Below are 22,057 nucleotides of genomic sequence, written 5' to 3'. Positions count from 1 at the left end.
CCGCTGCGGAAAGTAACAATAAATTTATGTTTGCGCTATAGCCTCAAACACAGGAGATAGAGCGGTTTTGTAGGACAATCCGACCAAAATCAACGTTTTTAGCCGAATCTTGCAAATCGCCCGGTCAACAGGCGACGTGATTCATGGGTGAAACACAGGTTTGCCAGGCCTGGGTGAAATCCCGGAGCCGGCCTTGAGGGTGAAATATTTCTTTCCAGATACGTGCCATCGCCAATACGTCGTCGGCCGGTGGCAGGTTTGGGCGGTGTTGTTCCACCAGCAGCCAGGCGATGGCGGTGGCGTAACGCAGGTTGACCGTCAGCTCAAGCTGCGGCCCGCTGAGGAAGGCATGCTGGCTGGCGAGTCCGCGTACCAGGCTGGCGCGCTCGGGGTCCAGCGCCAGATAGTTATCCCACAGCGCGCGATGGCGCGGCTCGGTGATGCTGTAGAGGCCATGGCCGCGGCGGTCGTGCAGGGCTGAACCGAGTGCCGACTGGCTGGCGGCGATGCCCAGCAGCAGGGACTCAGCCGTCTGGTTATGGCGACCCAGGTAAAGCAGGGTGGGCCGGATCACATAACGACACAATTCGCTGGCGGCGATGCCCATAAATGCCTCAATCCATGAAATTAATCGGCGATACCTGAGCGAGGGCTTGGCAGCGGTGAATCGGATCTCAGGTCCGCCGGAAGCGGATCATGCCGCTTGAGTTGAAGTGTAGTGTCATATTTACGATGTAAAGGACTGTTTTTAAAATATTTTCATCATTTAGTTATATCGTTTATATCAATTTAAACTTAGCGCGCCTGAATTTCAGGCAATAAAAAACCCCGGGTTTTAACCGGGGTTTTTGTGTTTCAGCGATTCGGGTCGATCAGGCAACCAGTGCCTGGCGAGTACGATCGATCACGGCCTGCAGCGGTTCTGCGCTGGAGTATTGATCGGGGTACAGGCGTTCGCTGTGACGAGCGATGCCGTGTTCGTTGACCAGGGTAAAGCTGAAGCAGCCTTTGCGAGCGGCCATGATCAGGCAGTTCATTGGTGCAAAAGCGTTGGTGAGGGTGCGAATGGCATCCTGAGTGTGGATTTGAGTGGACATATTATTGGTGTTCCTACAAATGACACGGTTAAGAACCGTGCAACGTTAAAACGTTCCAGTGACGTTGATCACCATTGATCGAACGAAGAACCCGACTGGAACAAAGCAGCCAGTTTGAAGCGCTATTAAGTTGGCGCGCTTGGGCTGGCAGGTAGGTACTTAGGAGGGCAGGCAACACAACAGGGGCAAAGGTTCTGGGCCCGGGGTGAAGATCCTGATCAATTTGCAGGTTGGTTCTTTCAGAGTATGGAAACTTCGCGACACCCTTTGCATTGTTCAAAGGCCGTGTCGTCGCAAGTGATACCTGGAAACCATCGAGGTGGTCGATCCCTTTTTGTCGGCGGTGCCGTGAGGGAGTTGTTCGACCAGAATTGACTTTCAGCTTGGTACTAACGCCGCGGATAGTAACGGATTGAAACGATGAAAGGAAGTGTGATAGGCAAAAAACTTTTCGGGTCCTGGGCCTGCGGTAACATTCCTCAGCCGCTGCCTGAGCAAAAAACGCGGTTGATATAACCGGCGAGTGGGTAGTTGTGCACATTGGTGGCGCCCTGTGTAACTGAACTGACATACGCCCCGCAAAGCGCCCGGGTGCCTGCAACTAAAATTTAAGTCAATGAAAAATCGAGCTTTTTTTTATTGGTGAAAAAATCGTCAGTTTGACTGCGGCCCCCGTTCCATGGGCCTTTGCGGGACTTACAGAACGGTTGTCCACTGAGTTATCCACAGCTTCTGTGGATTGTCCCAAGCGCTTGCTCTAGAACGGGCGTGCAGGCTTTTTTCAGCTTTACCTGTACGAAAAAAAGAGTAGAGTGGCGCGCCTTCCGTTCTGTCCCACAGTGCTTTATGAAGTTTCGCTCAGTATCACCTTCTGTTACCGACAGCCCTCAGGTTGTTACCGCACCCAAGCGTTTTTCCCTGAAAGTTGCCTTGTGGTTGCTCGACAGCCCGCGCCTGGGCCACAGCCCCAACGTCAAACATTTTGCAGGGCATTTGCTCAAGCAACCGGCTCGTGCTGGCGTGGTGGTGGCGCAAAGCCGTCTGGGCCAGTTGATGTGCCGCGAGTGCGGCAATGCCCGCGACCGCCGTATCGGCCACGAACTGCTGCGCCAGGCCGCCCGCGCCGGCGACCGCATCGCCCAGCGTGAACTGGGCCAGATCGAAGACTGAGCTGTCCTCAATGCGCTGGCTTGGTTAACCTTCTTCTTTTCGGGTGACGGCAGGAATCGCTATGGCTTTTGACTGGACCAGTGTTGTGCTGGGTCTCGCCGCTGCTGGATTGCCGCTGTTGGGCCTGTGCTGGCAGATTCAGCGCCGACTGAGCGCGCGAATGGCCGGCTGGGAATTGCTCGAAGAGCGCCTGGCCACCGCGCAACTGGCCCAGGAAGGGCTCGCCGCGCAGTTGGACGCCAGCCGTGACGAAATCAGCGACCTGAGCCAGGCCAACGCTGCCAAACAGGCTGATCTGGCCGCCGTGCGCCGGGAAGTCGAACTGCTGCAGATCGACCGTGACAACGCCCGCGACGCCGCCCACGCCTGGAACCTCGACCGTTCCGCCAAGGAAACCGAACTGCGCCGCCTGGATGCCTTGTCCGCGTCCCTGCGCGCCGAACTTCGCGAGCAACAGGAAAGCCATCAGCAACGCCTCAGCGACCTGCAAGGTTCCCGTGATGAGCTGCGCGCGCAGTTCGCTGAACTCGCCGGGAAGATCTTCGACGAGCGCGAGCAACGCTTCGCCGAAACCAGCCAGCAGCGCCTCGGCCAATTGCTCGACCCGCTCAAGGAGCGCATCCAGTCGTTCGAAAAGCGCGTCGAAGAAAGCTACCAGAGCGAAGCCCGCGAGCGGTTCTCCCTGGCCAAGGAGCTGGAGCGCCTGCAACAGCTGAACCTGCGCCTGTCCGATGAAGCCACCAACCTGACCCGCGCCCTCAAGGGCCAGAAAACCCAGGGCAACTGGGGCGAGTTGATCCTGGAGCGGGTGCTGGAACATGCCGGTCTGGAAAAGGGCCGCGAGTACCAGACCCAGGTCAACCTCAAAGGCCCGGACGGCGAACGCTTCCAGCCCGACGTGTTGATCATGCTGCCGGGGGACAAGCAGGTAGTGGTGGACTCCAAGGTCAGCCTGACCGCCTATCAACAGTACGTCGCCGAGGACGACCAGGCGATCGGCCAGGCAGCCCTCAAGCAGCACGTACTGTCCTTGCGCAACCACGTCAAAGGCCTGGCCGGCAAGGACTACAAACGTCTGGAAGGCCTGCACAGCCTGGATTTCGTGCTGCTGTTCGTGCCCATCGAAGCCGCATTTTCGGCTGCACTCCAAGCCGAGCCGAACCTGTTCCAGGAAGCCTTCGACCGCAACATCGTGATCGTCAGCCCGACCACGCTGTTGGCCACCTTGCGGGTGATCGACAGCCTGTGGAAACAGGAACGGCAAAGCCAGAACGCCCGGGAAATTGCCGAGCGTGCCGGTTGGCTGTACGACAAGTTCGTGCTGTTTATCCAGGACCTGGACGAGGTAGGCAACCGCCTGCAGCAGCTGGATAAAGCCTACAGTGCAGCGCGCAACAAGCTGACCGACGGACGCGGAAACCTGGTGAGCCGTACCGAGCAACTGAAGCTGCTCGGCGCCCGCGCCAGCAAAAGCCTGCCGGCCGACTTGCTGGAACGGGCGATGACCGATGAAGACGGCGTGGCGCAGTTGCCAGAATAGTCACCGGTCTCTGTGGGAGCTGGCTTGCCTGCGATGCAGACACCTCGTTCCTCCAGATACACCGAGGCGATGCCATCGCAGGCAAGCCAGCTCCCACATGGGCTAAAGCGGCAGGTGCCGGCTCAACAAGGCCCGCAACGCCGCCGGCTTCACCGGCTTGGCCAGGTAATCCAACCCTGCCGCATGCACCTGGGCCACCATCTCCGGCCGCCCGTCGGCACTGATCACCACACCCGGAATCGGCTCTGCCAGTTGTGCCCGCAGCCAGCCCATCAACTCGGTGCCGGTCTCGCCGTGGTCGAGGTGGTAATCCACCAGGGCCAGTTGCGGCCGCACACCCTCGGCCAGCAACGCGGCACATTGCGCCTGGTCGCGGGCGGTCCAGACTTCACAGCCCCAGCGCGTGAGCAAACTGCGCATGCCGATCAGGATGCTTTCTTCGTTATCCACACACAGCACCTGTGCACCGCTCAACGGCTGGCCGCTTTCCTGCGCCGGCTTGGCAGGCGCGCTGACCTGAGTGCGCGCCAACGGCACACGCACGCTGAACACGCTGCCTTTGCCCGGCCATGAACGCACGCTCAAGCGGTGCCCGAGCACGCGGCACAGGCCATCGGCAATCGCCAGGCCCAGTCCCAGGCCTTTCTCGGCACGGGTCTGGTGACTGTCCAGGCGTTTGAATTCCTCGAAGATGACTTTTTGCTTGTCCTGGGGAATCCCGGGACCACGGTCCCATACTTCCAGGCACAACTCGCCGCGACGGCGCCGCACACCCAATAGCACCGGCCCGTCGGCGTACCGGAATGCGTTGGTGAGGAAATTCTGCAACACCCGCCGCAGCAACTTGATGTCACTGTCCACCCGCAAACGACTGCCCCGCAGACGGAAACGCAAACCCTGCTCCTGAGCCAGCGCCTTGAACTCGGCGCCCAGCGTATCGAACAGTTCATTGAGCACGAAGGGCTGGCGCTGCGGATTGATCTTGCCGTTTTCCAGGCGCGAAATATCCAGCAGGTCGCTGATCAGGTCTTCCGCCGAACGCAACGAACTGTCCAGATGCTGCACCAACTGCCGGGCATCCGGCGACATGCCGTCGTTCTGATGGGAGAGGGCAGCAGAGAACAATCTTGCGGCGTTCAACGGTTGCATCAAGTCGTGACTGACCGCTGCGAGGAACCGGGTTTTCGACTGGCTGGCGGTCTCGGCCACGCCCTTGGCATCGGTCAGCGCGACGTTGAGTTGCGACAGTTCGTGGGTTCGCTCGGTCACCCGCTGTTCCAGGCCTTCATTGGCCTCGGTCAACGCCTGCTCGGCTTCGCGGAACGCGGTGATGTCGGTGAAGCTCATCACAAACCCGCCACCCGGCATCGGGTTGCCGATCAGTTCGATCACCCGGCCATTGGGAAACAGCCGCTCGGAGGTATGCGCACGGCCCTGGCGCATCCAGTGCAGGCGACGCGCCACGTGTACTTCGGCCTCGCCCGGGCCGCACAGCCCGCGCTCGGCGTTGTAGCGAATGATGTCGGCTATCGGCCGGCCCACACTGATCAGGCCTTCGGGGTAATTGAACAGCTCCAGGTACCGCCGGTTCCACGCCACCAGCCGCAGGGACTGGTCGACCACGCTGATGCCCTGGGTGATGTTTTCGATGGCGCCTTGCAGCAATGCCCGGTTGAACTGCAGCACTTCCGACGCCTCGTCGGCGATGCGTACTACGTCCTCCAGTTGCATTTCCCGGCCTTCAATGGCGGCTTTCACCACTGCGCGGGTCGATGAAGCCCCGAGTACACCGGCCAACAGGCGTTCGGTGTGGGCAATCCAGTCATTGTCGGCGTTCTGGTTGGGGTTGAAACCTTTGCCTTGCCGATAGGCGAAGCGCACAAAACTCTGGTGCGCCCGTTCTTCACCGACAAACCGCGCTGCCAGGCTGAGCAAGTCGTTGATCTGCACCGAAAGCATCGAGCGAGCGCTGGCCCGCTGGCTGATTTCCTGGCCGATAAAACGCCCGGCCTGCCAATGTTCCGACACGCGCGTGCGGGACAGCATCGAGACCCACACGAACAACGTGAAGTTACCCGCCAGGGAAAATACGGTGCCCAGCGTCAGAGAAGTTACAGACAAGCCCAGCGGGTGCGAATGCAGCCACGTCATGCCCGGGAAAAGGCTGAACGACCAGCCCAGACTTTTCGCGGTGACCGGCAGGACCAAGGTGTAGAACCACAGGAACGTACCCGCCGCCAATCCGGCAAACACGCCGCGCCGGTTGGCCTGTTTCCAGTACAGCGCACCCAGCATCGCCGGTGCCAGCTGGGTCACGGCGGCGAACGCAATCTGGCCAATGGTTGCAAGGCTGGCGGAGGACCCCAGCAGCCGGTAACTGACGTAAGCCAGCAGCAGGATGATGACAATACTCACCCGGCGTACCGACAGCATCCAGTGACGGAACACTTCGAACGGCCGCTCGGCGCTGGAGCGGCGCAGCAGCCAGGGCAGCAGCATGTCGTTGGAGACCATGGTCGACAGGGCGATGCTCGCGACGATCACCATGCCCGTAGCCGCCGAGGCGCCGCCGATAAACGCCAGCACGGCGAGCGCCGGGTGGGCTTCGGCCAACGGCAGGCTGATCACGTAGGAATCCGGCAATACCGAACCCGGCAGCAGCATCTTCCCGCCGAGGGCAATCGGGATCACAAACAGGGCGGCCAGGATCAGATAGGCCGGGAATACCCACTTGGCCAGGCGCAGGTCCTGGGGGTCGATATTTTCCACCACGGTGACATGGAATTGCCGGGGCAGGCAGATGATCGCCATCATCGCGACGCCGGTCTGCACCACCATCGAGGGCCAGTTGACGGTCTCTTTCCAGTATTCCTCCAGCCGTGGCGCGAGCATCGCCTGGCTGAACAAATCGTCGAAACCGTCGTACAGGCCGTAGGTCACAAACGCACCGACGGCGAGAAACGCGAACAGCTTGACCAAGGATTCAAAGGCAATCGCCAGCACCATGCCGCGGTGGTGTTCCGTGGCGTCCAGGTTGCGGGTACCGAACACAATGGTGAACAACGCCAATACCAGCGACACGATCAGCGCCGTGTCCTGGGAGCGGGTGCCCGTGGTGTCGGCGCTGGCGCCGATCAGCAGGTTCACCCCCAGCACGATGCCTTTGAGTTGCAAGGCTATATAAGGCAGGACGCCCACCAGGCAGATCAGCGCCACCACCACCGCCAGGGATTGGGATTTGCCGTAACGGGCGGCGATAAAGTCGGCGATGGAGGTGATGTTTTCCTGCTTGCTGATCAGCACCATCTTCTGCAGGACCCACGGCGCGAGCACCAACAGCAGCACCGGTCCCAGGTAGATCGGTAAAAACGCCCACAACTGTTCGGCCGCCTGGCCTACGGCACCAAAGAATGTCCAGCTGGTGCAATACACCGCCAGCGACAGGCTATACACCCAGGCACGCATCCGCGGCGGCAGCGGCGCATGGCGACGGTCACCGTAAAAGGCGATGGCAAACATAATGGCCATATAGGCCAGGGCAACGGCGGCGATCAGCCCGCTGGACAGCGTCATGAGAACTCCAGACATAAGAACGCCCGGGCATTCCCGGCCCGGGCGAACAGTCTCGCATGATGCTTGGCGTTAGTCAGTGTCGACCAAGGTCGGAGCGTGGTGTGATGTCGCAGCGTTGGTTCAGGCGCCGAAACCGCCGTCGATGGTCAGGCTGGCGCCGGTGATGTAGCCGGCCTCAGGGCCTGCCAGATAGGCGACGAAACTGGCGATCTCTTCTACATGGCCATAACGGCCCACGGCCATGAAGCCGATCAGGCTTTCGGCGAAATCACCGCTTGCCGGGTTCATGTCGGTGTCCACCGGGCCTGGCTGCACGTTATTGATGGTGATGCCCCGTGGGCCCAGGTCGCGGGCCAGGCCTTTGGTCAGGCCGACCAGCGCCGATTTGCTCATGGCGTACGGGCCGCCACCGGCAAACGGCATGCGATCGGCATTGGTGCTGCCGATGTTGATGATGCGGCCACCTTCGCCCATGTGCCGCGCGGCTTCCTGGGTGGCGACAAATACGCTGCGTACGTTGATGGCGAGGGTGCGGTCGAAGTCTTCCAGCTTGAAATCTTCCAGCGGGCCGACGGCCAGCACGCCTGCGTTGTTGACCAGGATATCCAGGCGCCCGAACGCTTCGACGGTGGCATTGACGGCGCTGCGGATGGCGTCTGCGTCGGCGCTGTCGGCATGAATCGCCAGGGCTTTGCCGCCTTGGCTGATCACGCTGTTCTGCAACTCTTCAGCCTTGGCAGCCGAACTGACGTAGGTAAAGGCGACGGCAGCGCCCTGTGCGGCCAGGCGCTTGACGATGGCGGCGCCGATACCGCGGGAACCGCCCTGGATCAAGGCGACTTTGCCGCTGAGGTTCTGTGTGGTCATGTCGATCTCCAAAAGGTGTGTTGAGGTTGGAGTCGAGTATCGACCTCACCCGGCGCGCCCGGTAGACCGTGATTGCTATAGTCTGTGTAAACCAAAAGTTTAGAGTGGGGCGATATGGAAAGCTTTGGCAGTATCGAATGCTTCGTGCGCAGCGCCGAAGGCGGCAGTTTTGCCGAAGCTGCCCGGCACCTGAGCCTGACCCCGGCGGCCGTGGGCAAAAGTGTGGCCAAGCTGGAGGCGCGCCTGGGTGTAAGGCTGTTCCAGCGCAGTACCCGGCGCCTGACGCTGACTGAGGCCGGCAAGCTCTTCCTCGAAGAAGTCAGCGGCAGCCTCACCACCATTCAAAACGCCGTGGCTAACCTGGCCAGTGCCGAAGGGCGGCCAGTGGGCACGCTGAAAGTGAGCATGGGCACGGTGTTCGGCAACCGTTATGTGGTGCCGTTGCTGGGGGAGTTTCTAAAGCGCTTTCCTGATATCAACCCCGACTGGCATTTTGATAACCGCCAGGTGGACCTGATCGGCCAGGGCTTCGATGCCGCGATCGGCGGTGGTTTTGAGCTGCCCCAGGGCGTGGTCGCGCGCAAGCTGGCGCCGGCGCACCGGATCCTGCTGGCCTCACCGGAATACCTCGCCAAACGCAAGCCGGTAGTCGCGCCCGAGGACTTGTCTGTGTGCAACGGCATCCTGATCCGCTCACCGCAAACCGGCCGCGTGCGTTCGTGGCAACTCACCCACCGCACGCGCGAACAACGCCCGCTGGTGCTCAAGCCGCGCATGACCATGAGCGACTCGGGCGCTGCCTGCTGCGCCAGTGCCCAGGGCCTGGGGATTGCGCTGGTCAGCATGCCGATGGCGGTGCCGTATCTGGACAGCGGCCAACTGGTGCGAGTGCTGCCCGACTGGTACGTCGACGACGGCAACATCTCGCTGTACTACGCCGAACACAAGCTGCTGCCCGGCAAGACCCGGGCGTTTGTGGATTTCATCCTGGAGCAGTTTGTCGAACGCGAGTTGGGGCGGCGGTTCAGCGCCATTTGATCCTTGTGGGGATCAAAGTGTGGGAGCGGGCTTGCTCGCGAAGGCGGTGTGACAGTCACCACATGCATCGACTGATCCACCGCTTTCGCGAGCAAGCCCGCTCCCACATTCTGGATCTTCAATGTCCGAACTTTCCGGGCCAGCCGATCACTTTCTTCGGCCTCGGCGTCGCATACGTGCGTATCTTCGAGGTCGACAGCCCCAACCGCACCAAGCCTTCGGCAATCGTGACAGCCGAGGTCACACCGTCCACCACCGGCACACCCGTGCGGTAGCGAATCTGCTCATCCAGCCCGGCCATGCCGCCGCAGCCCAGGCAGATCACTTCGGCCTTGTCTTCGCTGATCGCCAATTCAGCCTGGCGCACGATGGCCTCCATGGCCCGCAGCGGGTCTTCCTCCAGTTCCAATACCGCCATGCCGCTGGCCCGTACCGACGCGCACCGCTGATATAAGCCGGCCAGTTTCAGCCGGTCCTCGATCAGCGGCACGGTGCGGTCCAGAGTCGTCACCACGGAGTAGGCATGTCCGAGGAACATCGCGGTGCTGGCGGCCGCTTCGGTGATGTCCACCACCGGCACGTTGAGCAACTCCTGCAAGCCTTCGCGGCCATGTTCGCCGTAGCCGGCCTGGATTACCGCATCGAACGGCTGGTCGTAAGCCATCACCCGGTCCATCACCGCGATGGCCGCCAGGTAGCTTTCGAAATTGCCTTCCACCGATTCGGCACCGAAAAACGGAGTCAGGCCGACGATCTCGGTGCCGGGGGACGCCACCGCCCGTGCCTGTTTGGCGATGGCCTCGGTGATGGACTCGGTGGTGTTGACGTTGACCACAAGGATGCGCATGGAATGTCCTTACTTAATGACTGACGTTATCGACTGCAATGCTTTCGCCGCTCACATCGGCGTAGTACAGCTGGCGCTTGGCGAACAGCAGGTACAGCAGCCCTGCAATACCGGCGCCAATCAGCCAGGAGAACGGCGAGACAAGGGCGAAACCCGGCAGCAGGGCGAGGAGAATGGCGATCACCGCCGCAGGAATAAACGCCGCCACCGCCCGCAAATTGATCCCGCGGCTGTAGTAATAAGCGCCATTCGGGTCTTCGCTATACAACTGCGGCACGTCCACCTGGCTTTTACGGATCAACCAGTAGTCGACCATGATCACCCCGTACAACGGCCCCAGCAGAGCGCCCAGCCCCGAGAGGAAATACACGATCACCAGCGGGCTGTTGTAGAGGTTCCACGGCAGGATCAGCACCGCCACGGTGGCGCTGATCAGCCCGGCGCGGCGGAAGTTCAGGTACTTGGGCGCCAGGTTGCTCAGCACAAAGGCCGGCGCGACGAAGTTGGCCATGATATTCACCGCCACGGTCACAATCAGGAACGCCAGGCAGCCCAGCACCAGGAAGAACGTATTCGGAATCGCCGCAATGATTTCCGTGGGGCTCTCGATCACCCGGCCATTGAGGTGGAACTGCCCGCCGCACAGCAGCACGGTGATGGCCGCGAACACCAGGATATTCACCGGCAGGCCCCAGAAGTTGCCGACCTTGATGGTCTTGCGGCACGGCGAGGAGCGGGCGAAGTCGCAGAAATTCAGGATCAGCGTGCCGTAGATCGCCAGCCACAGCGCGCCGCCGGCAAAGATATTGCGCCACATCTCACCACCGGTCAGCGGCTCGCGAATGGCCCAGGCAATGTGGCCGTCCGCCTGGAAATACATCCAGCCGGCCAGGGACGCTACTGTCAGCAGAATCACCGGCCCGGCGAAGGCTTCATAGCGGCGCACCATCTCCATCCCATAGGCGAGGATGGCGAGCTGCACAAACCAGATCGCCACAAAACACGCCCAGCCCAGGGTGGACAGGCCGAGGATCGAGTTGTGGTCGTAGTCGGCAAAACCTGGATGAACCGCCGTCAACAGCACGCGGAAAACCACCGAGGCCAGGTAGGTCTGTATCCCGAACCAGGCAATCGCGATCACCGCACGAATCAGTGCCGGGATCTGCGCACCATGGATGCCAAAACTGATGCGGCTGATCACTGGAAACGGTACGCCGGTCTTCTGCCCCATATAGCCCGACAGGTTCATGAAGAAGTACACCAGCGCCGCGCCGATCCCCAGGGACAGCAGAATCTGCCAGCCACCCAGGCCCAGCGCATACAGGCCGATGGCGAAGGAGTAGTTGGCGATGTTGTGCACATCGTTGGTCCACAAGGCAAAGATGCTGTAGCGGCCCCAGCGCCGGCCTTCGGCCTTGGTAGGCGCCAGGTCCTTGTTGTGCAGGCGCGGGCTGAGGACCAACGGGCCGGGGCTCGTGGCCTCGGCGTTCAGGGTGGAGGAGGGCAGATCCAGTGCGATGTTATTGGAGAGACTTGTACGCATTCCGGCAGGCTCCTGGACATCAGCAGGAGAGCGGCTGATGTCAAAGTGTATGTATCTTTTTTATTAATTGTATACAAAGTGTGTTTTGCCTTAAGCCACATGCGTGCCAGATTTTCGCCGGGTGAAATACACGGCGATTTGGTTTTTAGCGTGATTGGAAATAACAGACTGAATTTAAAGCGATATAAATTGACCGTTTGAACAGCTATTTATTTTGTGGTGCAGAGAGGGGCGGGGATTTAAGAAGAGGTGTGACGAGGGAGGATGTAACTTTTCGGTGCAGGATTTTATAAGTGCACACAAAAATGGCACCGATGGTGACATTTCTGTGTACAGGATTCTGGCTCAGGCGTTACGCCTTGCTGATGATGTTCCCGGCGTGCAACCCGCATTCTTTTTGGGTTGCTTCTTCCCACCACCAACGGCCTTCGCGTTCGTGCTGGTTCGGCAGTACCGGACGGGTGCACGGCTCACAGCCGATGCTGATAAAACCGCGCTCGTGCAGGCTGTTGTACGGCAACTCCAGCATGCGGATGTAACCCCATACTTCCTCACTGGTCATCTGCGCCAGCGGGTTGAACTTGTACAGGGTGCGTTCCGGGGTGGAAAAAGCCGTATCGATTTCCAGCGCGGCCACCTGGCTGCGGGTGCCGGGGCTCTGGTCGCGGCGCTGGCCGGTGGCCCAGGCGCTCACACCGGACAGCTTGCGGCGCAGCGGTTCGATCTTGCGCACGCCACAGCACTCGCCATGGCCGTCCTTGTAGAAACTGAACAGGCCCTTTTCCTTGACGAAGGGTTCCAGCTTGCTCTGGTCCGGCGAGATCAGTTCGATGTCGATCTTGTAGAACTCACGCACCTGCTCGATAAACCGGTAGGTCTCCGGGTGCAGGCGACCGGTGTCGAGGCTGAACACCTTGACGTTCTTGTTCAGCTTCCAGGCCATGTCTACCAGCACCACGTCCTCGGCACCGCTGAAAGAGATCCACAGGTCGTCGCCAAACTGGCTGAAGGCCAGCTTGAGAATGTCCTGGGCGGATTTGTTGGCGTAAGTCGCGGCGAGTTCAGCGACGTCGAAGGCTTGGTTCATCAGGACGGTTCCTACAGGTCAGTGGCGCTGAGCGCTCTATAGGGGGGCGATGGTAACAAAATCCCGCCTGCGTTGCGGCGGCCAGCGTGAATCGCTAGAGTTCGGCAGTCCTTTTGCTCGCTCAACTCAATAACTTTAAATGGGAGTGTCTTGTGGAAATTGCCTGTCTCGACCTGGAAGGGGTGCTGGTTCCGGAAATCTGGATCGCCTTCGCCGAAAAAACCGGTATTGAATCATTGCGGGCCACCACCCGGGACATCCCCGACTACGACGTGCTGATGAAACAGCGCCTGCGCATTCTTGATGAGCATGGGCTGAAGCTCTCGGACATCCAGGAAGTGATCGCCACCCTCAAGCCGCTGGACGGCGCCATCGAGTTCGTCAATTGGCTGCGCGAGCGCTTCCAGGTGGTGATCCTGTCTGACACCTTCTATGAGTTCTCCCAGCCGCTGATGCGCCAACTGGGTTTCCCGACCTTGCTGTGCCACCGGTTGATCACCGACGAGAGTGACCGGGTGGTGAGCTACCAGCTGCGTCAGAAAGATCCCAAGCGTCAGTCGGTGCTGGCCTTCAAGACCCTGTACTACCGCGTGATTGCCGCTGGTGATTCCTACAACGACACCACCATGCTGGGTGAGGCCGACCGTGGGATTCTGTTCCACGCGCCGGAGAACGTGATTCGCGAGTTCCCGCAGTTCCCGGCGGTGCATACGTTTGAGGATTTGAAGAAGGAGTTCATCAAGGCGTCGAATCGGCAGTTGAGCCTGTAAGTTATTTGGCGTGGCTGACGCCTCATCGCAGGCAAGCCAGCTCCCACATGTTGACCGCGCTCCCATGTGGGAGCCGGGCTTGCCCGCGATAGGGCCGGTATGGCCACTGCACAGCCTAGACCCCTGCCAGCAAACTCTCATAAGGAATGCGCAAGCCTTCATGCAGGCGTTTGATCATCGACAAGCTCAGCTTGCGCTTATGATTCAACACTTCGGAAACCCGCCCGCTCGGACCTATGAAAGGCTCCAGGTCACGGGCGGTCAGGCCTAGTTGCTCCATTCGAAATCTAATCGCTTCTACGGGATCCGAAGGCGGCATTGGGAAATGCTCCGCTTCGTACTTTTCGATAAGTATCGCGAGAATTTCCAGCTCGTCACCCTCGGGCGAGCCGATTTCCGCTTCCCATAGCTGTTCGACGCGCGCGAGCGCAGCGGTCAGGTCTTCCTGGGAATGAATGGGTTTGATGTTCATCACACGGTCTCCGCATTGATCTGATCGTACTGCGCGTGGGTCCCCACGAAGCGAATGAACGCAAGCTGTCGCTGATAATTGATCGCCATGATCACTCGATACTTGTTGCCGCCTATGTTGAACACAACCCTGCCCCCTTTGAGAATGCTCGCTGTCCTTAGCTCTGCCTTGAGGGCCTGAGGGGTTGGGTAAACAGCTTTTTCCATATGGCGATACAGCTCGACCAGCGGCGTTTTGGCATCCATGCAACCAGGGTGGTTTTCCCAGAATATTCGTAGGGCAGACAGAGCGATTATCCGCATCGCTGCGATCTCCCAATTTGGGAGATAATAGGTGCGGTTGAGGGCAGATGCAATCTCGGAAATCTTTCCTGACAAGTAGGCAGTCGTTTCATGTGATCCTTCACAGACGGCTGGTGGACGGTTGAAACCGGACGCTATCCTCCGGCTTCGACCTCGTCTACTTCGGTACTGATTCAGGTCTTTTCTGCTGCCTGGCTCCGCGTCGCAGAGCAGGGAGGGCTGCGTGCTACAGGCTTTCCAAGGTTTGTAACAACACCCGCACCTTGGTCATCGACTCCTGATACTCCGCCTGCCACTCCGAGTCCGCGACAATCCCGCCGCCGCCCCAGCAGCACACCTGACCATCCTTGACCAACAGGCTGCGAATGGCGATGGAGCTGTCCATCTCGCCGCGCACGTCCAGATACACCAGCGAACCGCAATACAACCCGCGCCGGGTCGGCTCCAGCTCGTCGATGATCTGCATCGCGCGAATCTTCGGTGCGCCGGTGATGGAGCCGCCGGGGAAGCTGCCGGCGATCAGGTCGAGGGCGTCTTTGTCGTCCGCCAGCTCACCGGTGACGCTGCTCACCAGATGATGCACGTTGGGATAGCTTTCCAGGCTGAACAACTCCGGCACTTTCACCGAGCCGGTGCGGCAGGTGCGGCCCAGGTCGTTGCGCAGCAGGTCGACGATCATCAGGTTTTCGGCACGATCCTTGGGGCTGGCCAGCAATTCAGCGGCGTTGGCTGCATCTTCCTCAGGCGTCGCACCCCTTGGCCGGGTGCCCTTGATCGGGCGGGTTTCCACCTGGCGCTGGCTGATTTTGACGAAGCGCTCCGGCGATAAACTCAATACCGCGCCATCATCCGGCAAGCTTTGGAACCCGGAAAACGGCGTCGGGCAGGCTTCGCGCAAGGCGCAGTAGGCCACCCACGGATCGCCACTGCACGGGGCACGGAAACGTTGGGCAAAGTTGACCTGGTAGCAGTCACCGGCCTGGATGTAGTCCTGGATACGGGCGAGGGCGTGCTGGTAGGTGTCGGCTGTCACGTCCGGGGCCATTGGGCCTTGCAGCTTGAAGGTGGCCGATGCGCTGATGGTCGGCTGACCGAACAGTGCGATCAGGCGTTGCCGTTCGCTTTCCTCCAGTTTGGGGTGGAACACCAGTTGGCTGGTCTGCGCCTGGTGATCGCTGATCAAGGCCCAGGCGTACAGGCCAAAGCGTGCATCCGGCAGGTGCAGGTCGTCCACCGCCAGGTGCGGCAGGTGCTCAAGATGACGACCGAAGTCGTAGCTCAGGTAGCCGATGAGGCCACCGGCAAACGGCAGTTCGTAGGGCGCGGGGATCGTGGCTTCACCCAGCAACGTCAGGTTTTCCCGCAGGCGCTGCAGGAAATCACTGCCGCTTTCGTCGGGCAGTACCGCCAGGGTCGTCTCGGGCCAGGCGCTCAGCAGGTCATAACGGCCGCGCTCGGCCGCCGGTCGGCCACTGTCCAGCAGCACCGCGCCGGGCGCATGGCGGATTGCTGCAAAGTATTCGGCAGGGTTGGCCCGGTAGGGCAGCGGGTGTACGGAGCAGGTCACTGGGTTTATCCCTCGACCGCCGGAATATGCCCAAACATTTCCTGCACAAACTTAACCCGTTCCTCCGGTGTTTCCGTTACGCCCGCCGCCTTCAGCTCTTCCAGTCGAGCCTCCACGGCATGGGTGCGCAAGGTCAGGCCGCAGTCGTTGGCAATCTGGATGTTCAGCCCCGGGCGAGCGTTAAGTTCCAGGATCAACGGACCCTTTTCCTGGTCCAGCACCATGTCCACGCCGATATAGCCCAGGCCGCACAGCTCGTAGCAGCCGGCGGCGAGCTTCATGAACCCGTCCCAGTTGGGCAGTTGCACGCCGTCCACCGCATTGGTGGTGTCGGGGTGCTTGGTGATGATGTTGTTCAGCCAGGTGCCGCGCAGGGTCAGGCCGGTGGCGAGGTCGACACCCACGCCAATCGCGCCCTGGTGCAGGTTGGCCTTGCCGCCGGACTGGCGGGTTGGCAAGCGCAGCATGGCCATCACCGGGTAGCCCATCAGCACAATGATGCGGATGTCCGGTACGCCTTCGTAGCTGATGCTCTTGAAGATCTGGTCGGGCACCACCCGGTATTCGATCAGTGCCCGGTCCCGGTGGCCGCCGAGGGAATACAGGCCGGTGAGGATGCTGGAAATCTGATGCTCGATTTCTTCATGGCTGATGATCTTGCCGGAGACGGTCCGGTAGCGCCCTTCAAAACGGTCGGCGATCACCAGGATACCGTCACCACCGGCGCCCTGGGCCGGCTTGATCACGAAGTCGCTGCGCCCGCCGATGATCTCGTCGAGCTTGTCGATTTCCTTCTCGGTGGAAATGACCCCGTACATTTCCGGCACGTGGATGCCGGCGGCCATGGCCCGTTCCTTGGTGATGATCTTGTCATCGACGATCGGATACAGGCTGCGCTTGTTGTACTTGAGCACGTAGTCGGCATTTCGCCGGTTGATGCCCATGATCCCCCGCGCTTCCAGGGCCTTCCAGGTCTTCCAGAAGCCGAACATTACGAGTCAGCCTTGAGGAAGGCCTTGAAACGCACCAGTTCGGTCAGGCGGTAGCCGCGATAACGACCCATGGCCAGCATGAAGCCCACCAGGATCAACAGGATCGCCGGGAAGGTGAACACGAAGTAGATCAGTTCCGGCACGCTCATGATGATGTGCGCCAGGGAAGCGGCGAACAGCGTGCCGATCGCGACTTTCATCGCATGGCCGCCACCGCGTTCTTCCCAGGTAATCGACAGGCGTTCGATGGTCATGGTCAGGATCACCATCGGGAACAATGCCACCGACAGCCCGCGTTCCAGGCCGAGCTTGTGGCTGAACAGACTGATGGCGGCGATCAGCACCACCACGAAGGTCAGCACCACCGAGAGCCTCGGCAGCATCTGCAGCTTCAAGTGTTCCAGGTAAGACCGAAGCGACAGCCCCAGCGCCGTAATAATGGTGAACAGCACAATCCCGAAGCCCAGCTGTGTCTCGCGGAACGCCAGGGCAATCAGCACCGGGGTAAACGTGCCAAGGGTCTGCAGGCCGATCAGGTTGCGCAGGATCAGGATCACCAGCACGCCAATCGGGATCATCACCATGATCATGAAGGTCTGCTGGGTTTGCAGCGGCAGGCCGTACAGCGAGTACTCGAGGAAGTTGGCGTCGGTGTTTTCGTCCGTCAGCTTGGCCAGGCGAATCGCGTTCATTTCGCTGTTGTTGAGGCTGAAGGTCACCATGGCCTTCTTGCCGCCGTCGACGGTGATCAGGTTTTCATCACCGGTCCACCACAGCAGGCGGTCGGCCGGCAGGCCTTGCTCGCCGGTGTCGGGGTTGAAGTACAGCCAGTCGTTGCCATTGAAACTGCGCAGCCAGAGTTCCGGGGTTTGCGGCTGGTCGGCCACCAGGCGGATGGTGTGGACCTTTTCCACCGGCACGTGGGCGATGGACAGCAGCAACTCGACGATCTTGGCCTTGTGCGGCGTCGACGGGTCGCCCGCCAGCAGCAGCTTCACGTTGTCGTCGTTGAGGTTGTTGGTGCGCTTGATGGCTTCGCTGATAAAGGTCTCGACGTCGGCCGAGTGCTGGCGGATCGGCGCCAGCAGGGCTTCGGCGGCGATTTTTTCCGGGCCTTCGACGGCGATGCTGTCGCGGAAGGTCGGGCCCTTGACCTTGACCTTTTCACCGCTGTAACGCTTGGTCAGCACCAGGCGGTAGTAGAGGGTCTGGTTGCCCTTGGCCCGGCGTGCCGACCAGGTGACCTTGCGGTTGCCGTCGAGGCGATTGACGCTGACGCCGTAGTTATTCGAGATAAAGCTTTCATTCAGGCTGACGAAGTCGCGGCTCAGGGGCGGCACGAACATCTGGATTTTCACCGGGTCCTTGGCGCTGGCGACGAACTCGACCTTGGCGTCGATGTTCCACAGGTCGTCGGTGGCGTCCTCGGTGACGGGAATCCCCAGCACGAAAATCTGATAGGCGGTGACCGAAATGCCCAAGACCACCAAAACGGCGATCAGGATTTTCAGGTGCAGATTAAGAGAGCGCATTCAAATTACTCAGCGGTATGAGCGTCGGAGGCGCAGGCAGGTTTGCCCGCCGCGTATTTAAGACTGGGGTCGACCAGCGCATCAAAGCGTTTCAGCGCTTCGGAGCCGATCAGCAGCGGGTATTGGAAGGCGCTGCGGTCAGTCAAGTTCACTTCGATACTGCGTAAAGCGGTGCCCATGCAGATGTCCAGGGCGATGACTGGACGGGCGGTGTAGTTCTTGTCTTCATCGGGGTCGTAGTCACCGGCGCGGCGCTTGATCTTGCTCACGCGGGCCAGGGGACGCTCGATGGGGTGGGAGTGTGCGGTGTCGATGGCCAGGTAGAAGCGCACCCAGGACTCGCCGTTGCGCTTGAAGCGCTTGATGTCGCGGGCGCTCAAGGACGCGGTCTTGGCCCCGGTGTCGAGCTTGGCGGCCACTTCCAGGTCAATGCCGGCCAACTTGGCGTATTCATTGAGTCCATAAACGGTCTTCTCGGCAGCAACGCCAAGGCCCGGGATAAACAGTAGAAGCAAAAGGGGGAAGGGCTTGAGTCTCATAAATCCTGACGCGGTGCAGTGCGATGTTCAATTCAAGGCGACTGGCATTGCTGCGCAAGCTCCCTCGTGCGCCTTTTCATCCAGGGATGTGAGGCAAAAGTGGCCGGCATTCTAACATGAAGGTTTTCTGGCGCCAGCGCTGGCAGCCGGCCATGCCCCGATAGAGTGCAAGGCGGGTTATTAGACGATTGTCGACAATGTGTATTTATTCTTTGACTATCCGGGGCTGATTGGCTAGTTTTTGCGGCATTGCTTTTAAAGGTGTCGACAATATGCTGGATCAACTGGAAACCCCAGTGATGGCCCAAGACGATTCCCAGACCATGTCCGAGAACGTCTTCCGGCGTATCCAGGCCGCCATCGTCAAGGGCGAAATCGCCCCCGGCAGCAAGATCTCCGAGCCGGAACTGGCGCGCACCTATGGCATCAGCCGTGGCCCGCTGCGCGAGGCGATTCATCGCCTGGAAGGCCAGCGCCTGCTGGTGCGCATCCCCCATGTGGGCGCGCGAGTGGTCTCGTTGAGCCATGAAGAACTGATCGAACTCTACGAAATCCGCGAATCCCTGGAAGGCATGGCCTGCCGCCTGGCCGCCGAGCGCATGACCGACGCCGAGATCGAAGAGCTGCGCCAGGTGTTGCACACCCACGAGCGCGATGCGGCCTTCCAGGCCGGTGTCGGCTACTACCAGCAGGAAGGCGACTTCGATTTTCATTACCGGATAATTCAAGGCGCCGGTAATCGCACCCTGACCCAAATGTTGTGCGGCGAGCTGTATCAGTTGGTGCGCATGTACCGCATCCAGTTCTCCGCCACCCCCAATCGTCCACGCCAGGCCTTTGCCGAGCATCACCGCATTCTTGACGCGATTGCCGATCGCGACGGTGAACTGGCCGAGTTGTTGATGCGCCGGCATATCGGCGCCTCCAAACGCAACATTGCCCGTCACTTCCCGGACGGCGCTCCCCAATCACGAGGTGAGTCATGAGTTCCAATAACAACACCACTCCAGGCCAGCGTTTCCGTGACGCGGTTGCCAGCGAGCACCCGTTGCAGGTAGTCGGCGCGATCAACGCCAACCATGCGCTGCTGGCCAAGCGCGCCGGCTTCAAGGCGATCTACCTGTCGGGTGGCGGGGTGGCTGCCGGCTCCCTCGGTGTGCCGGACCTGGGCATCACCGGCCTGGATGACGTGCTGACGGACGTGCGCCGCATCACCGACGTGTGCGACCTGCCGCTGCTGGTGGACGTGGACACCGGTTTCGGCTCCTCCGCGTTCAACGTAGCGCGCACCGTCAAGTCGATGATCAAGTTCGGCGCGGCGGCGATCCATATCGAAGACCAGGTGGGCGCCAAGCGTTGCGGCCATCGCCCGAACAAAGAAATCGTGTCCCAGCAGGAAATGGTCGACCGCATCAAGGCTGCGGTGGATGCGCGTACCGATGACAGCTTCGTGATCATGGCCCGCACCGACGCACTGGCCGTGGAAGGTTTGGAATCCGCCCTGGAACGTGCCGCCGCCTGCATCGAGGCCGGTGCCGACATGGTGTTCCCGGAAGCCATCACTGAGCTTGAGATGTACAAGCTGTTCGCCTCTCGCGTGAAAGCGCCGATCCTGGCCAACATCACCGAATTCGGTGCGACACCTCTCTATACCGTCGATCAACTGAAATCTGCGGATGTTTCCATCGTCCTGTACCCGCTCTCGGCCTTCCGCGCCATGAACAAGGCGGCCGAGAACGTCTACACCGCGATCCGTCGCGACGGCACCCAGCAGAACGTGATCGACACCATGCAAACCCGCATGGAGCTTTACGATCGCATCGACTACCACACCTTCGAGCAGAAGCTCGACGCGCTGTTCGCCGCCAAGAAGTAACGCGAGCGCCTCACTAATAACTACAAGATTGGAGATAACCATGGCCGAAGCAAAAGTACTCAGTGGAGCTGGCCTGCGTGGCCAGGTTGCCGGGCAAACCGCACTGTCCACCGTGGGCCAGGCCGGTGCCGGCTTGACCTATCGCGGCTACGACGTGCGCGAACTCGCCGCCGATGCCCAGTTTGAAGAAGTCGCCTACCTGCTGCTCTACGGCGAACTGCCGACCAAAGCCGAACTGGCCGCCTACACCGCCAAGCTCGGCAAACTGCGCGACCTGCCCCAGGCGCTGAAAGAAGTGCTGGAACGCATCCCCGCCGACGCGCACCCGATGGACGTGATGCGCACCGGTTGCTCGTTCCTGGGCAACATCGAGCCGGAGAGAGACTTCAGCGTGCAGCGCGACGTGACCGACCGCCTGCTGGCCGCGTTCCCGGCGATCATGTGCTACTGGTACCGCTTCAGCCACGACGGCCAGCGCATCAACTGCGTGACCGACGAGCCGAGCATCGGCGGGCACTTCCTGCACCTGCTGCACGACAAGAAGCCCAGCGACTTGCACGTCAAGGTGATGAACGTGTCGCTGATTCTCTACGCCGAGCACGAATTCAACGCCTCGACCTTCACCGCCCGCGTGTGTGCGTCGACCCTGTCGGACCTGTATTCCTGCGTGACTGCCGCCATCGGCTCCCTGCGTGGCCCGCTGCACGGCGGCGCCAATGAAGCGGCGATGGAGATGATCGAGCGTTTCTCTTCCGCCCAGGAAGCGGTGGAAGGCACCCTCGGCATGCTGGCGCGCAAGGACAAGATCATGGGCTTTGGCCACGCGATCTATAAAGACAGCGACCCGCGTAATGAAGTGATCAAGGCCTGGTCGAAAAAACTCGCCGACGAAGTGGGCGACACCGTGCTGTTCCCGGTTTCCGAAGCCATCGACAAGACCATGTGGGAGCAGAAGAAACTGTTCCCCAACGCCGACTTCTATCATGCCTCGGCGTACCACTTCATGGGCATCCCGACGAAGCTGTTCACCCCGATTTTCGTCTGCTCGCGGCTGACAGGATGGGCAGCTCACGTGTTCGAGCAGCGAGCCAACAACCGCATCATCCGTCCGAGCGCCGAGTACATCGGCGTTGAGCAGCGCAAGTTCGTGCCAATCGAACGTCGCTGAGTGGAGAAACCGCTGATCTTGGGGTGAAAACGGATCAAAAAGGTGGGAGCGGGCTTGCTCGCGAAGGCGGTGTGACA

At 60.6% G+C, this 22,057-nt stretch carries 20 protein-coding genes; 7 read left to right on the top strand and 13 right to left on the bottom strand.

All coding sequences use genetic code 11. The features are described from left to right. Positions 1-124: 124 nt before the first annotated feature. Positions 125-607 carry a hypothetical protein gene (locus tag HX814_RS27300; RefSeq protein WP_087695206.1) on the bottom strand — a complete coding sequence of 161 codons (483 nt, stop codon included), beginning with the start codon at positions 605-607 and terminating at the stop codon, positions 125-127. A 265-nt stretch (positions 608-872) separates the two neighbouring features. After that, positions 873-1,097, bottom strand: coding sequence for a hypothetical protein (locus HX814_RS27295; RefSeq protein WP_003214941.1), 225 nt, complete (start codon positions 1,095-1,097; stop codon positions 873-875). 846 nt (positions 1,098-1,943) lie between these two features. On the opposite strand from HX814_RS27295, the gene HX814_RS27290 reads away from it, so the two are divergent. Beyond that, a complete protein-coding gene (locus HX814_RS27290; protein ID WP_023659092.1) occupies positions 1,944-2,267 on the top strand; it encodes a sel1 repeat family protein in 324 nt (107 codons plus the stop codon). Between the two features lie 175 nt (positions 2,268-2,442). Continuing rightward, the gene (gene rmuC / locus HX814_RS27285; RefSeq protein ID WP_173406092.1) at positions 2,443-3,807 is read left to right on the top strand and encodes a DNA recombination protein RmuC; all 1,365 of its coding nucleotides are present in this window, start codon (positions 2,443-2,445) and stop codon (positions 3,805-3,807) included. 102 nt (positions 3,808-3,909) lie between these two features. Here the strand turns inward: rmuC and HX814_RS27280 are convergent, their stop codons facing one another. Both HX814_RS27280 and HX814_RS27275 read right to left on the bottom strand, forming a co-directional pair. Further along, positions 3,910-7,380 (bottom strand): PAS domain-containing hybrid sensor histidine kinase/response regulator, encoded by a 3,471-nt coding sequence (locus HX814_RS27280; RefSeq protein WP_003214948.1) that lies wholly within the window; start codon positions 7,378-7,380, stop codon positions 3,910-3,912. Positions 7,381-7,500: 120 nt separating this feature from the next. After that, a complete protein-coding gene (locus tag HX814_RS27275; protein ID WP_008432692.1) occupies positions 7,501-8,247 on the bottom strand; it encodes a 3-oxoacyl-ACP reductase family protein in 747 nt (248 codons plus the stop codon). Between the two features lie 114 nt (positions 8,248-8,361). On the opposite strand from HX814_RS27275, the gene HX814_RS27270 reads away from it, so the two are divergent. After that, positions 8,362-9,285: a LysR family transcriptional regulator gene (locus tag HX814_RS27270; RefSeq protein ID WP_102605104.1), complete on the top strand. Its 924-nt coding sequence runs from the start codon at positions 8,362-8,364 to the stop codon at positions 9,283-9,285. A gap of 118 nt (positions 9,286-9,403) precedes the next feature. Here the strand turns inward: HX814_RS27270 and HX814_RS27265 are convergent, their stop codons facing one another. The 3 genes from HX814_RS27265 to HX814_RS27255 form a co-directional block, all read right to left on the bottom strand. Continuing rightward, positions 9,404-10,132, bottom strand: coding sequence for an aspartate/glutamate racemase family protein (locus HX814_RS27265; protein ID WP_003214954.1), 729 nt, complete (start codon positions 10,130-10,132; stop codon positions 9,404-9,406). A gap of 13 nt (positions 10,133-10,145) precedes the next feature. Continuing rightward, a complete protein-coding gene (locus HX814_RS27260) occupies positions 10,146-11,675 on the bottom strand; it encodes an NCS1 family nucleobase:cation symporter-1 (protein WP_177008961.1) in 1,530 nt (509 codons plus the stop codon). 352 nt (positions 11,676-12,027) lie between these two features. After that, positions 12,028-12,762 carry a phosphoadenylyl-sulfate reductase gene (locus HX814_RS27255; RefSeq protein ID WP_003214958.1) on the bottom strand — a complete coding sequence of 245 codons (735 nt, stop codon included), beginning with the start codon at positions 12,760-12,762 and terminating at the stop codon, positions 12,028-12,030. A 152-nt stretch (positions 12,763-12,914) separates the two neighbouring features. On the opposite strand from HX814_RS27255, the gene thrH reads away from it, so the two are divergent. Beyond that, on the top strand, positions 12,915-13,532 hold the full coding sequence (gene thrH, locus HX814_RS27250) for a bifunctional phosphoserine phosphatase/homoserine phosphotransferase ThrH (RefSeq protein WP_102368354.1): 618 nt from the start codon (positions 12,915-12,917) through the stop codon (positions 13,530-13,532). Between the two features lie 115 nt (positions 13,533-13,647). Here the strand turns inward: thrH and HX814_RS27245 are convergent, their stop codons facing one another. From HX814_RS27245 to HX814_RS27220, 6 genes are all read right to left on the bottom strand, one after another. Next, on the bottom strand, positions 13,648-14,004 hold the full coding sequence (locus HX814_RS27245; protein ID WP_003214962.1) for a type II toxin-antitoxin system HigA family antitoxin: 357 nt from the start codon (positions 14,002-14,004) through the stop codon (positions 13,648-13,650). Next, a complete protein-coding gene (locus HX814_RS27240) occupies positions 14,004-14,306 on the bottom strand; it encodes a type II toxin-antitoxin system HigB family toxin (protein ID WP_003214964.1) in 303 nt (100 codons plus the stop codon). The genes HX814_RS27245 and HX814_RS27240 overlap by 1 nt, the downstream gene beginning before the upstream one ends. Positions 14,307-14,532: 226 nt before the next feature. Continuing rightward, positions 14,533-15,873: an aminodeoxychorismate synthase component I gene (gene pabB, locus HX814_RS27235; RefSeq protein ID WP_177008962.1), complete on the bottom strand. Its 1,341-nt coding sequence runs from the start codon at positions 15,871-15,873 to the stop codon at positions 14,533-14,535. Between the two features lie 5 nt (positions 15,874-15,878). Next, positions 15,879-16,865 carry an alpha-L-glutamate ligase-like protein gene (locus HX814_RS27230; RefSeq protein WP_003214969.1) on the bottom strand — a complete coding sequence of 329 codons (987 nt, stop codon included), beginning with the start codon at positions 16,863-16,865 and terminating at the stop codon, positions 15,879-15,881. Next, entirely contained in the window at positions 16,865-18,397 is a 1,533-nt protein-coding gene (locus HX814_RS27225; protein ID WP_003214971.1) for an inactive transglutaminase family protein, read from the bottom strand. Before HX814_RS27225 ends, HX814_RS27230 begins: the two co-directional genes overlap by 1 nt. A gap of 5 nt (positions 18,398-18,402) precedes the next feature. Continuing rightward, positions 18,403-18,936 carry an ATP-dependent zinc protease gene (locus tag HX814_RS27220; RefSeq protein WP_023659091.1) on the bottom strand — a complete coding sequence of 178 codons (534 nt, stop codon included), beginning with the start codon at positions 18,934-18,936 and terminating at the stop codon, positions 18,403-18,405. 272 nt (positions 18,937-19,208) lie between these two features. Between HX814_RS27220 and HX814_RS27215 the strand changes: the two genes are divergently transcribed. From HX814_RS27215 to prpC, 3 genes are read left to right on the top strand one after another with little or no spacing between them, the layout of a single operon-like run. Beyond that, positions 19,209-19,922 (top strand): GntR family transcriptional regulator, encoded by a 714-nt coding sequence (locus tag HX814_RS27215; RefSeq protein WP_008432676.1) that lies wholly within the window; start codon positions 19,209-19,211, stop codon positions 19,920-19,922. After that, positions 19,919-20,812: a methylisocitrate lyase gene (gene prpB / locus HX814_RS27210; protein WP_003214976.1), complete on the top strand. Its 894-nt coding sequence runs from the start codon at positions 19,919-19,921 to the stop codon at positions 20,810-20,812. The genes HX814_RS27215 and prpB overlap by 4 nt, the downstream gene beginning before the upstream one ends. A 40-nt stretch (positions 20,813-20,852) precedes the next feature. Next, a complete protein-coding gene (gene prpC / locus HX814_RS27205) occupies positions 20,853-21,980 on the top strand; it encodes a 2-methylcitrate synthase (protein WP_177008963.1) in 1,128 nt (375 codons plus the stop codon). Positions 21,981-22,057: the final 77 nt, after the last annotated feature.

The organism is Pseudomonas sp. C8002 (assembly GCF_013385765.1).
Classification (GTDB): Bacteria; Pseudomonadota; Gammaproteobacteria; order Pseudomonadales; family Pseudomonadaceae; genus Aquipseudomonas.
Note: the sequence above shows the minus strand (reverse complement) of the source record. Positions and strands in the feature narration are given on the sequence as shown.